At 34.4% G+C, this 12,397-nt stretch carries 11 protein-coding genes; all 11 read left to right on the top strand.

The window, feature by feature from the left end; genetic code table 11:
* The first annotated feature begins 95 nt into the window (after positions 1 to 95).
* Positions 96 to 1,076 carry an SDR family oxidoreductase gene (locus GX311_02970; GenBank protein ID NLK15337.1) on the top strand — a complete coding sequence of 327 codons (981 nt, stop codon included), beginning with the start codon at positions 96 to 98 and terminating at the stop codon, positions 1,074 to 1,076.
* Positions 1,077 to 1,254: 178 nt separating this feature from the next.
* On the top strand, positions 1,255 to 2,379 hold the full coding sequence (locus GX311_02965; protein ID NLK15336.1) for a Fic family protein: 1,125 nt from the start codon (positions 1,255 to 1,257) through the stop codon (positions 2,377 to 2,379).
* A 155-nt stretch (positions 2,380 to 2,534) separates the two neighbouring features.
* Positions 2,535 to 3,803, top strand: a complete 1,269-nt coding sequence (locus tag GX311_02960; protein ID NLK15335.1) for a nucleotide sugar dehydrogenase — start codon at positions 2,535 to 2,537, stop codon at positions 3,801 to 3,803.
* Between the two features lie 20 nt (positions 3,804 to 3,823).
* Positions 3,824 to 4,786, top strand: coding sequence for a Gfo/Idh/MocA family oxidoreductase (locus GX311_02955; protein NLK15334.1), 963 nt, complete (start codon positions 3,824 to 3,826; stop codon positions 4,784 to 4,786).
* A gap of 8 nt (positions 4,787 to 4,794) precedes the next feature.
* Complete coding sequence (locus tag GX311_02950; GenBank protein NLK15333.1) at positions 4,795 to 5,361, top strand: N-acetyltransferase; 567 nt, start codon at positions 4,795 to 4,797, stop codon at positions 5,359 to 5,361.
* Positions 5,362 to 5,371: 10 nt separating this feature from the next.
* The gene (locus GX311_02945) at positions 5,372 to 6,508 is read left to right on the top strand and encodes a DegT/DnrJ/EryC1/StrS family aminotransferase (protein ID NLK15332.1); all 1,137 of its coding nucleotides are present in this window, start codon (positions 5,372 to 5,374) and stop codon (positions 6,506 to 6,508) included.
* A gap of 14 nt (positions 6,509 to 6,522) precedes the next feature.
* A complete protein-coding gene (wecB, locus tag GX311_02940; GenBank protein NLK15331.1) occupies positions 6,523 to 7,623 on the top strand; it encodes a UDP-N-acetylglucosamine 2-epimerase (non-hydrolyzing) in 1,101 nt (366 codons plus the stop codon).
* A gap of 11 nt (positions 7,624 to 7,634) precedes the next feature.
* Positions 7,635 to 8,915: an oligosaccharide flippase family protein gene (locus GX311_02935; protein NLK15330.1), complete on the top strand. Its 1,281-nt coding sequence runs from the start codon at positions 7,635 to 7,637 to the stop codon at positions 8,913 to 8,915.
* A gap of 28 nt (positions 8,916 to 8,943) precedes the next feature.
* Positions 8,944 to 9,759 carry a hypothetical protein gene (locus tag GX311_02930; protein NLK15329.1) on the top strand — a complete coding sequence of 272 codons (816 nt, stop codon included), beginning with the start codon at positions 8,944 to 8,946 and terminating at the stop codon, positions 9,757 to 9,759.
* A complete protein-coding gene (locus tag GX311_02925; GenBank protein ID NLK15328.1) occupies positions 9,746 to 10,294 on the top strand; it encodes a GNAT family N-acetyltransferase in 549 nt (182 codons plus the stop codon). Before GX311_02930 ends, GX311_02925 begins: the two co-directional genes overlap by 14 nt.
* A gap of 806 nt (positions 10,295 to 11,100) precedes the next feature.
* Positions 11,101 to 12,387 (top strand): glycosyltransferase family 4 protein, encoded by a 1,287-nt coding sequence (locus GX311_02920; protein ID NLK15327.1) that lies wholly within the window; start codon positions 11,101 to 11,103, stop codon positions 12,385 to 12,387.
* Positions 12,388 to 12,397: the final 10 nt, after the last annotated feature.

The raw sequence follows: 12,397 nt of genomic DNA, 5'->3' as shown, positions 1-12,397 counted from the left end.
GCGGAGCTGTGCGATACCGATTGTAAATAACAAGGAAATAGTAACAACTTATTTAGTCAAAGCCTAAACATTGAATAAAGTTTTTATTTAGCTTTATGTTAAAACATAGTAAAATATTAGTTTCCGGTGGAGCAGGATTTATAGGTTCCAATCTTTGTGAAAGCTTGTTGCAGCTTGGACACAAAGTGGTCTGTTTAGATAACTTCGTTACCGGTAAAAAGGAGAACATACAACCTCTGATTCAATCTTATCCTGAAACATTCCAATTAATTGTCGGTGATATCAGAAAATTGGAAGATTGTCAAAAAGCAGTTGAAGGGGTTGAGTATGTTTTTCATCAGGCAGCGTTAGGCTCTGTGCCTCGTTCCATTAACGACCCAATCACAACAAATGAAGTAAACATTTCGGGATTTTTGAATATGTTAATGGCAAGTCGTGACGCAAAAATCAAAAGATTTATTTACGCTGCAAGCTCCTCAACATACGGCGATAGTAAAGCACTTCCCAAAGTAGAAGATAAAATAGGGAAACCTTTGTCTCCATATGCGGTAACCAAATATGTAAATGAACTATACGCTGATGTTTTCTCGAAGACTTACGGCATGGAGTATATCGGCTTACGTTATTTTAATGTTTTTGGTCGCAAACAAGACCCTAACGGTGCTTATGCAGCGGTTATTCCATTGTTTGTAAAGCAATTCATGAACCACAAATCACCCGTAATCAACGGAGATGGTGAACATAGCCGTGATTTTACCTACATTGACAATGTGATACAGATGAATCTTCTGGCTATGGAGACAACAAATCCCGATGCGATAAATCAGGTTTACAACACAGCATACGGCGAGCAAACAACGCTAAATCAGTTAGTTGTTTATCTGAAAGAGTGTTTGTTAAAATTTGACCCTAAAATTTCAGAAATAGAAGTTATCCACGGACCTAACAGAATCGGGGATATACCTCATTCACTTGCAAGTATAGAAAAAGCACGGAATTTGTTGGGTTATAATCCCCAGTTTAATATCAAAGAGGGTTTGGAGGAAGCTGTAAAGTGGTATTGGGAGAATTTGTAGCTCTAGTTTCATTTTGCACTCACTTTAATAACATTGTTAACGTTGAAGATAATTCTGCAAGACATAAAACAATTTATCTTAAGTAAACTTAAATAAGCAATCTCCTTATTTAAGTTTTATGGGCAAAAACTTAAATAAGGAGATTGTCTTGTACCATGCGTTTGCTATTTTTACACAGATGAGTAACAATTTTTTATCAGGAAAACTTATCAATCAAGGCTACTATAAAGCATTTATTCCCAACGAAATAAACAGAAAATGGGAGATAAATGATATGGACGTAATTACACTGCTCAGTCAGGCTGACAGGCATCTCGGACGCTTGGATATGTACTCAGAATATGTAAATATTGATTTGTATATATCTATGCACATTGCCAAAGAGGCCACGCAATCTTCTCGAATAGAGGGAACGCAAACACATGTAGAGGATGCTTTTCTTAAAAAAGATGAGATTTCGGCTGAAAAAAGAGATGACTGGGAAGAGGTACAAAATTATATTCAGGCAATGAATGAAGCTGTCTTGCAATTACACCGACTACCTTTTTCGAGTAGATTAATAAAAGAGACACACAAAATCCTTTTATCGGGTGTAAGAGGACAAAATAAACTTCCTGGCGAATTCAGAACTAGTCAGAACTGGGTAGGAGGAACTAGTATCAATGACGCTATCTTTGTACCTCCCCCTGCTTCCGAATTGGGTCGTCTAATGTCGGATATTGAAAAATTTGCTCACAACAACGAACATTTACTGCCGGATTTATTAAAAATAGCCATAATTCATTATCAATTCGAAACGATACACCCCTTTTTAGATGGGAACGGAAGAGTCGGACGATTGATGATAACTTTATATTTAGTCTCCAAAGGAATATTAAAACGTCCAATTTTATACTTATCTGATTTTTTTGAAAAACACAAATCTTTGTACTATGATAATCTAATGCGTGTGAGAACCCACAACGATATAAATCAATGGTTTAAATTTTTTCTGACCGGAGTTGTCGAAACCGCAAAAAACGGTGTAGATACTTTTGATAATATTTTGCAAATTCAGAAATCTTTAGATGACTTACTTAAACCTCTGGGGAATCGTTCTGGAGATGCTCGCTTAATAATAAATGAGATGTTTAGCAATCCGATAATAAATGCAGCAAAAGTGGAAAGGGTGGTGGGGAAATCCGCAGTTTCTGCCTATAAATTAATTTCCGATATGGAAGACTTAGGAATACTGAAAGAGATTACAGGTGGACAAAGGGGGAAAATATATATGTTCGAAAAATATGTGCAATTGTTTAAATAAAAACGCCTCATCAATTTTCAAATGACATTGGTGCTATAATTGTAATAATATATGTATTGAAAACCTGAATAACACTAAAGCTGCACATTATTGATTTTTTGAATACTTATTTTGATAACAATCAACGATACAACTGTAAACTTAATAAAATATTAATGAATAATAAAGATGTAAAAATTGCCGTAATTGGCTTAGGTTATGTAGGCTTGCCACTTGCACGCCTGTTTTCAACAAAATATACTACTATTGGTTTCGATATCAACCAAGCGCGGGTAAAAGAATTAATGAGTGGTCACGACTCCACGCTCGAAGTGGAAGACGAATTGCTCCAGTCTGCTATAGCTAATGGCTTTACCTGCAGTTCGGATATCAATAGCATAAAAGGTGCGAACTTTTACATTGTAACCGTCCCTACGCCTATTGATGTAAATAATAATCCAGACTTAACTCCGCTAATTAAAGCCAGTGAAACGGTAGGGAAAGTAATTTCCAAAGGAGATATAGTGGTGTATGAATCTACCGTTTATCCAGGTGTAACAGAAGATGAATGTATTCCCATAGTGGAACGCGTGAGTGGTCTAAAATATAATAAAGACTTCTTTGCAGGATACAGCCCCGAGCGCATTAATCCGGGAGATAAACAACATACAGTTGATAAAATATTGAAGGTTACATCAGGTAGTACACCTGAAATTGGCAAAATTATTGATAAAGTTTACGGCTCCGTAATAACCGCAGGAACACATCTGGCTCCAACAATTAAAGTGGCAGAAGCCGCTAAAGTTATTGAAAACGCTCAACGCGATATCAATATAGCTTTTGTAAATGAGCTATCAAAAATTTTCAATAAAATGGGCATTAATACACAAGATGTGCTGACTGCTGCCGGAACAAAATGGAACTTTTTACCGTTTAAACCGGGATTAGTTGGAGGACACTGTATAGGCGTAGATCCATTTTACTTAGCACAAGCGGCTCAACGTCACGGACATCACCCCGAACTAATTTTGGCAGGACGTAGAATGAACGATAGCATGGGCGAATACGTAGCTGACCAAGTTGTTAAATTAATGCTAAAGAAAGGCATTCAAGTTTTAGGTTCTCATATTCTTGTGCTGGGTTTTACTTTTAAAGAAAATTGCCCAGACGTACGCAACACTAAAGTTATTGATATTGTCAATACATTAAAAGAATACAGTGCTAAAGTAACCATATACGACCCCTGGGTAAATCCCGATATTGCAAAACATGAGTATGGAGTGGAGGTTACAAACAAACTGCCAAAGGACAAGTATGATGCTATTATTTTGGCAGTAGCTCATAATAAATTTAAAGAGTTAGACTTGTCGAAAATTACAAATGGAAATAGGGTAGTGTATGATGTGAAAGGGGTTTTGGATACTGTTGTTGACGGAACACTATAATTGTATTAAATGAATTAAATATGAGTAAAAAAATATGTGTCATTGGTGGAGGAAAATGGGGACAAAACCATATTCGAACACTTTTTCAAATGAGAAATCTGGGAGGAATCGTTGAATCAAATCCGTCTAGATTAAAAGAACTTTTGTCTCAATTCCCGGTTGAGGGATTTACGGATTTAGATATAGCAATAAAAAAAGATTTTGATGGATATACTGTTGCTGCTCCAGCACACCTGCATTACGAGATAGCAAAAAAAATCCTCGAAAACGGGAAAAGTGTTTTAGTTGAAAAACCAATGACTTTGTCATCAGAGACATCAGGCGAATTAGTAAGAATTGCAAACAACAATGGCGTTCAACTGATGGTGGGTCATGTTTTGTTATTTCATCCTGCAATAAAAAAGATTAAAGAGTTAATTGATTCCGGGAAAGTAGGTCAACTTTATTATCTGTATTCTACACGTTTAAACTTAGGTACAGTTAGAACAGAAGAAAATGTGTTCTGGTCATTTGCTCCACATGACATCTCTGTTTTAGATTATTTTGTGGGACAACCATCAGAAAAAATAGAATCTAAAGGAACTAAATTTTTGCAAAAAAACGTTTACGATTACACAATGACACAGCTTACATATCCAGGGAATATTCATGCTCACATTTTTGTTTCATGGTTACATCCTTTCAAAGAACAACGTTTGGTTGTCATTGGAAGCAAAGGAATGATCTCTTTTGACGATTCATCGGAAGAAAAAGAGATAAAATTCTACGACAAACGTATTGAGTTTGAACAGGGAATTCCTATAAAAGTAGAAAATCCAACAGAGATTATTTCTTACGAAAAAAAACAACCACTGACGGAAGAATTAAAATATTTTGTTGAAAACCTTGATAAAAAAATTGAAGTGGCAAATGGGCAGTCTGGATTAGAGGTTGTGAAAGTACTTGAGAAAGCCCAAGAATTAATTGATGCTAAAAACAAATAAAATTACAAATGGAGAAAGAGTTTTTCGTACACGAAAGTAGTTACGTCGATGAGGGTGTAACTATTGGCAAAGGAACAAAAATATGGTATTTCTGTCATATTCAAAAAGGTGCTATTCTAGGGGAAAACTGTTCACTTGGACAAAACGTAAATATTGCAAATAACGTAAAAATTGGCAATGGAGTACGTATTCAAAACAACGTTTCGGTTTATGAAGGTGTGGAGTTAGAAGACAATGTTTTTTGTGGTCCCTCCTGTGTTTTTACCAATGTTACTACGCCACGCTCACATTATTCTGTACATGGTAATTATGCAAAAACCCTAGTTAAATGGGGAGCCACCTTAGGGGCAAATTCCACTATTGTGTGTGGTCATACAATAGGACGGTGTGCTTTAATTGCAGCTGGTGCAGTAGTGACTAAAAATGTAAAAGATCATGCATTAATGGCAGGTGTGCCAGCCAAACAACTTGGTTGGGTGTGCGAATGCGGGGAAAGGCTTGACAATACACTAATTTGCCAAAAGTGCAGCAAAAAATACAAAGAAACAGAAAAAGGATTAATTGAAATAAAATAAAAAGAATTATATGCAGTTTAGAGATTTGGTAAAACAATACAATGTGTTAAAGCCTGAAATAGACAAGGCTATGATAAATACAGCTGCTTCCGGTGGTTACATTATGGGAAAAGCAGTTACGGAATTAGAAGTTTCGCTTGCAGAATATGTTGGAGTTAAGCACTGCATTAGTTGTGCTAATGGAACGGATGCTCTCACACTTGCCCTAAAGGCGTGGAATATAGGTAAAGGAGATGCTGTTTTTGTGCCTGATTTCACATTCTTTGCTTCGGCAGAAGTTATCTCTCTGGAAGGAGCATCCCCTGTTTTTGTAGATGTGAATGCTGTAACTTTCAACATAGACGTAAATAGTCTTGAAAAAGCTATTGAAAAGACGTTACAAGAAGGTAAGCTAACACCCAAAGTTATTATTACCGTCGATCTGTTCGGACTTCCTGCTGATTACTATGCCGTTAAAAAAATCGCCGACAAGTACAATCTTCTTATTTTGGAAGATGGCGCACAAGGGTTCGGTGGTAAAATTAACGACCGAATGGCTTGTAGTTTCGGAGATATTTCCACTACTTCCTTCTTCCCTGCCAAACCTCTTGGCTGTTACGGCGATGGAGGTGCTGTTTTTACCAATAATGATGAGTGGGCAGAGATTATGAATTCTCTAAAAGTACACGGTAAAGGTTCTTTCAAATACGATAATGTGCGAATCGGTGTAAATTCACGATTAGACACACTTCAGGCAGCTATTCTGCAAGTGAAATTTGATGCTTTCAAAAAATATGAATTGAAAGATATTAATAAAGCAGCAGCACTATATACCAAAAAACTGAAAGGTATAGTGACAACTCCAATTATCCCCGAAGGATACTATTCCAGTTGGGCACAATACACCATTCAGCTAAAAAACAGAGAGCAACGAGATGGGCTGCAGACTTATCTGAAAGAGCAAGGAATCCCGAGTATGATATATTATCCTACCCCTATGCATGGTCAAACTGCATACAAGCATTTGAAGTATTCAGCCGAAAGCAATCCTGTTACACAACAACTTTGTGCTACAGTGCTTTCATTGCCGATTCACCCATATATAACTGAAGAAGATATTAATCTTGTTTGTAATGCTATTAATTCTTTTCTCAAACTCAATAAATAGAAAGTAACATATTTGTGAAAAAAATATTAACTGTTGTAGGAGCAAGACCACAATTCATAAAAGCTGCTGTTTTAAGCAGATTGCTTAAAACTGAAGAGTGGAAAGATAAATTTAAAGAGGTATTAGTTCACACCGGACAGCATTATGATGCCTCTATGTCAGATGTGTTCTTTGAAGATATGGGAATTCCACATCCTAACTACAATCTAAATATTGGCTCAGGTTTCCATGGAAAAATGACGGGGCAAATGTTAATACAAATTGAAGGATTACTCCTTAAAGAAAAACCCGATATTGTTTTAGTCTATGGCGATACTAATTCCACATTAGCAGGAGCGTTAGCTGCAAGCAAGTTGCACATTCCTTTGGCTCATGTGGAAGCGGGGTTGCGGAGTTTCTGGAAGTATATGCCGGAAGAACAAAACAGAGTTTTAACAGACCATATTAGCGTTTTTCTATTTTGTCCAACTGAGACCGCTGTTGAAAACCTTAAAAACGAAGGAATTACAGAAGGTGTGCATAATGTAGGTGATATTATGTTGGATTCCAATTTGTTTTATCTTAAAAAACTACAAGATGAGAAAAAACGGGGTGTCAACAGATTGGACAATGTAAGGGGATTAAATAAAGAAATAATACAAAATGATTTTGTCTTAGCAACCGTTCATAGAGCCGAAAATACAGATAATCCCGAAAAACTAAGTCAAATTATAGAGGCATTTAATGACCTGCCTGCCAATGTTGTTTTGCCATTACACCCTCGTACAAAAAAAATGGTAGAGAGTTTTGGACTTTCATTTAGTAAAAACGTTTCTGTAATTGATCCGATTGGTTATTTTGAAATGCTTGAACTCGAGTTTTTGTGTAAATGCATAATCACTGACTCTGGTGGAGTACAAAAAGAAGCCTACTTTATGAAAAAACCTTGTATCACATTACGTGATCAAACAGAGTGGGTGGAAACCGTGGAGAGTGGGTGGAATACAATTGTGGGGACGGATAAAAACAAGATTTTATCAGTGTACAATAGTTGCAACATACTACCTAAATCATATCCAAGTTATTATGGAAGTGGAAATACTGGAGAAAGCATATTTGAAATATTGATGAAATAAGAGCATTTTTAGTGAAAAAAATATTTAATAAAATATTTCGTTCTGAGTTCAATAAAAATGTGCTGATACTTTCCAGTGGTACGGCTATTTCCCAGTTTATTCTGGTATTGATAAGCCCTGTACTAACAAGACTTTATACGCCTGAAGCCTTTGGAGCGTTTGCTGTTTTTTTGTCAATAACAGCAATTATTGGGAGTAATATCAATTTAAAATATGAACAGGCTATAATGCTTCCAAAAGAAGAGAGTGATGCGTATAAAATAGCCTATCTGGCAAATTATTTAAACTTTATTATTTCGCTAATTATTTTTATTTGCATTGTGATTTTTTTTGATCCAATAGCAAATGCCCTTAATATTGAATCTTCAAAACCAATCTGGTTATATTTTATTCCATTAGCTACTTATTTCATTGGCTTTAATACGGTTTTAATTAATCTTAATAATCGATTCAAAAATTACAAATCGATGTCCGGGTCAGTTGTGATAAAAAACTTTTCCATGACTATTGTTCAATTGTTGTTTGGTTTTCTTAAGTTGCTACTAGATAGCGGATTAATTATTGGACAATTTGTTGCATATATTTTAGGTAATAGAGTGTTACGACTAAATGTCTCTTTTAAATACAAAGAGATGATAAGCTATAAATACAAGGATTTAAAAACAGTATTACATAGATATAGAGACTTCCCGCGCTACGCTTTCCCCGCAGGATTGGCTAATGCAACCACGTTGAATATTTCTAACTTATTAATCACATCTATATATTCAGTCAATGACGTAGGTCAGTTTTCATTAGCAAACAGAATAATAGGAGCACCGAATGTACTCATCGCTCAGAGTGTTTCACAGGTTTATTATCAAAAAGCTTGTGAAGAAATAAAAATTCGCGGAAATTGCAAATCAATTTTTTTATCCACACTGAAAAAACTCATTGTTCTTGTAGTTCCCATTTATATCCCTTTGATTTTTGTAAGTAAGTGGATTTTCCCTTTTATTTTTGGACTCGATTGGGTGGATGCTGGAGTTTTTGCCGGCTTTTTGGCAATATTAATGGCTGTTAGGTTCGTTTCATCTACACTATCAGTTACAATTAATGCGGTTGAAAAACAAAAAATAGGGCTGATTACCAACATAATATTACTATTTATTAATTTGGCTACATTCGGCACTGCTTACTTTCTAAAATTAAATATATTAAATTTTATTATACTGTACAGTCTATCTTTAACTGTAGCTTACGCGATTTTCTTGATTATATATTATAAAATTGCATTTTGCACACGACAATAAATTTTTAAAACAAAAAAATTACTAACTAATGAAAGAAAAAATTGAAACACTTTTATGTAAAATCAATAAAAAACAAATTTGGGACGAAATACCTGTTTTTTGTTTTACTTCCGATGTAGATTGGGCTTCAGAGGATGTGATGTCAGAATTTTTTGACATTGTGAATGTTCTTGATATTAAACCAACTCTATTCGTTACTCATGAGTCTAAAATCATAGATTCAAATTTTAAATCAGGTAAAATAGAACGCGGCATTCACCCCAATTTTCTAGAAAACAGCTCTCATGGAAATTCATTTAGAGAAGTTATAGAGACTTGTATAAAGTTTGCTCCAGAATCATACGTATTTAGAAGCCACAGATTTTTTGACGTAACAGACATTACTCATTTGCTCAAAAATGAATATAATTATAAATACTTCTCTAATATGGGTACCATAATGCAGTCGTACATCAGGCCGATATTGCACGAATCTGGTTTGATTAATATACCTGTGTTTTTCGAAGATGGCACACATTTATATAATCAATTAGATTTAGATTTTAAAAAATATCTTGATCTATTTGTTACACCAGGAATAAAAATCATCAGCTTCCATCCGATGAATTTAGTTTTTAACTCGCCAAATATATCTTTTATGCGTCAAATAAAAGATACATTAACAAGAGAAGAGTTCAATAATATTACGTTTGATACCATTAGTAAGCTAAAAAACAGAGAAGTGGGTATTGGGCAGACTATAATTGATATTGTAAAATTTGTAAAAGAAAATAATTATCCGATTATGTCATTAAATGAAATATATTATAAAATAATAGGAGGTACAAATAATGAGAATACTTGAAACTGAAAGACTATTACTAAAGCCCATCGAAATTGAAGATTTGAAATATCTACTCGATCTAAGATGGAATAAAGAAATGGAAGATGTTATTATTCACGATCCAATTTCATATAGAGATCAAATGGATTGGTACAATAGTCTTAAAAAGACAGACGTAGCACTTGCTATTTTCCTTAAGGAAAATAGTGAGTTGAAAATTATTGGAAATATAGGTCTATTTGATATAAAAACCAGACATCAACGTGCAACATTGAGAGCTCGATTAGATCCTGCACAACAAGGTAAAGGTTATGCAAAGGAGGCTTTTAGTCTAATGTTAGATTACGGCTTTAATACATTAAACCTAAATAAGGTTATTTCGGACTCGTTTGTAGATAATATAGTTGTTCTTAATTTAATCGAAAAATTAGGTTTCAAAAAAGAAGGCTTATTAGTCAAACATTACTTCCATAATGGAAAGTTTAAAGATGTTTACCAGTGTGGTTTGTTAAGAGAGGATTTTAATAATTTGCTCATCACACAACAAAAACAATAACAATATAATTATTTGAATGTCAATAAAGTAAACGTGTCTTTGTGAACAAACCCTTGAGTTTTCGTTTCTTATTATTATTTACCGGATAGTTATGAAGAAAACAGAAGAACTCAAGGCCTCATACAAAAGTAGCTATTTAACTGAAATTCTAGCAGAAAATTTCAGAAAAGCATCAATCTTGCCCGAATAAAACTAATGGTTCTTTATTAAGGCATTATGTAAGGTTCAAAATGTATGTTTTGAAAGATTAGCTGCCAGTTTTGACCATACTGCTAGAAAAGAATCATCGCTTTGGCGCATTCTGCGATTTATGGCTGAATATGTACTCAGTATCGATCTGATAGCTAAATTGATTTTTTCGCTTCTGCCTCATGACCCTCACTACATACTGGCGATGGACAGAACCATTTGGAAATTTGGTTCATAAGATAGTAATGTCTTAACCTTGAACGTTTGCTACAAAGGGATAGCCTTTCCTGTTTTATTTAGCATGTTGCCAAAACATGGAAATTCAAACACATATGATAGAATTGATATTGTTAACCAATATATCAAGCTTTTTGGTCGTGACACGATTGCTAACCTTATTACAGACTGTGAGTTTGTTGGTGAAGAATTGACGGAATGCCTCAATAAAGAAAGAATAGAATTCAAGAAAACGCAATAAAACAAAAACTTACAAATCCTCTATATAAGGAGAAAAGGATAAGAGTAAAAAATCAACTTTTAACTTTTATCTTTAAAACCAGATAGTTCATTGCACGTTGTTAGTTAATAAAAACCTTAAACTGAAAAAATACAAGCATATGAAAAAGCTATTTATCATATCTTATTCCTTTCCTCCAGCTAATGCACCTGCAGCACAACGTCCATATTCAATCGCCCATTATCTGGGGTTAGAAGGTTTTGATGTTTCTGTACTCAGTTGTAAAAACCAAGACAGCTCAATGGGTATTGGGTCAAATGACAACAAGAAACCCAAAGCTTTTAAACACTACCAAGTGGGTGGTTTTTCAATAAAACGTTTTCGTAGTGGTACTAAAAAATCATCGAACAGTGATGGAAATAAAAAAACAAAAATCGGTAAAAACAAGATCGTTAGCAGATTAAGAAGACTTGTCTTCCCTGACAAGGGAATTAGTTGGTTCCCATTTGCTTCTCTTTGGATATTATTACGTCCTCGTAAATTTATCAGGACTACACTTATTACAACTTCTCCACTAGTAACAAATAGTCTGTTGGGTCTATTTGTGAAGCTTTTATTCAGAACACATTGGATTGCTGATTTTCGAGATTTTCATTATACTCATAATAGTATGATAGCAAGTAATTCTAGACTGCATCTTAAGCTTGAAAGGAAAATCATAAAGAGAGCGGATAAAATAGTATTTATTTCTGAATCAATGAAGAAGCTCTATGCTGAGGCTTATCCAAAGTTTTCAAATAAATTTTATACCATTTATAACGGATATTATCCCGAGGAAGTTTTAGATGAAAAGTTAATTGACAAAAGCAAATTTTCATCTATGCCCATTAAAATATTCTATGCTGGCAATTTTTACGGAGGTGCCCGTTCTCCTCTTCCTTTAGTAGAATCTTTGCAAAAATTAGTCGATGATGGGATATTGCAATTATCTGATGTAATTATTGAAATAGCTGGAAGTATTGATACCGAAGTATTAAATCAACTTGAAAAATATCAACTGTATCAGCAAATCAATTTTATTGGTATAATACAAAGAAAAAGAGTTCTAGAAAAATTAGCAGACTCACACTTGCTTTGGCTTATTGTTGGTGAAGGAATTGACCATAGTGCCGGTATCCCATTAAAAAGTTTTGAATACATTGAGTCCACCCGACCAATTTTATGTTTTGCTCCTGATACCTCAGAGACAGCAATTATGATTGAAGAGTTAGCTGCAGGTTGGATATTATCAAATAATTTGGGAGATAAAGCATATAATGTAGAAATCTTAAAACGAATAATTGTAGAAAAACTCTACACAAAAAGCAATAATAGTAGTCTTATCAAGGAAAATAAGAAGTATAGTAGGTACTATCAGGCTTTGGCTTTCGGGCAGTTGATAAAATAAACATATGGAT

Source organism: Bacteroidales bacterium (assembly GCA_012519055.1).
Classification (GTDB): Bacteria; Bacteroidota; Bacteroidia; order Bacteroidales; family Salinivirgaceae; genus JAAYQU01.
The sequence above is the reverse complement of the archived record's forward strand: the minus strand, read 5'-3'. Positions and strand labels throughout refer to the sequence as shown.

Excerpts from the sequence above, each read along its gene's own strand:
- GX311_02970 (NLK15337.1), top strand. The coding sequence starts at position 96 with ATGTTAAAACATAGTAAAATATTAGTTTCCGGTGGAGCAGGATTTATA.
- GX311_02965 (NLK15336.1), top strand. The coding sequence starts at position 1,255 with ATGAGTAACAATTTTTTATCAGGAAAACTTATCAATCAAGGCTACTAT.
- GX311_02960 (NLK15335.1), top strand. The coding sequence starts at position 2,535 with ATGAATAATAAAGATGTAAAAATTGCCGTAATTGGCTTAGGTTATGTA.
- GX311_02955 (NLK15334.1), top strand. The coding sequence starts at position 3,824 with ATGAGTAAAAAAATATGTGTCATTGGTGGAGGAAAATGGGGACAAAAC.
- GX311_02950 (NLK15333.1), top strand. The coding sequence starts at position 4,795 with ATGGAGAAAGAGTTTTTCGTACACGAAAGTAGTTACGTCGATGAGGGT.
- GX311_02945 (NLK15332.1), top strand. The coding sequence starts at position 5,372 with ATGCAGTTTAGAGATTTGGTAAAACAATACAATGTGTTAAAGCCTGAA.
- GX311_02930 (NLK15329.1), top strand. The coding sequence starts at position 8,944 with ATGAAAGAAAAAATTGAAACACTTTTATGTAAAATCAATAAAAAACAA.
- GX311_02925 (NLK15328.1), top strand. The coding sequence starts at position 9,746 with ATGAGAATACTTGAAACTGAAAGACTATTACTAAAGCCCATCGAAATT.
- GX311_02920 (NLK15327.1), top strand. The coding sequence starts at position 11,101 with ATGAAAAAGCTATTTATCATATCTTATTCCTTTCCTCCAGCTAATGCA.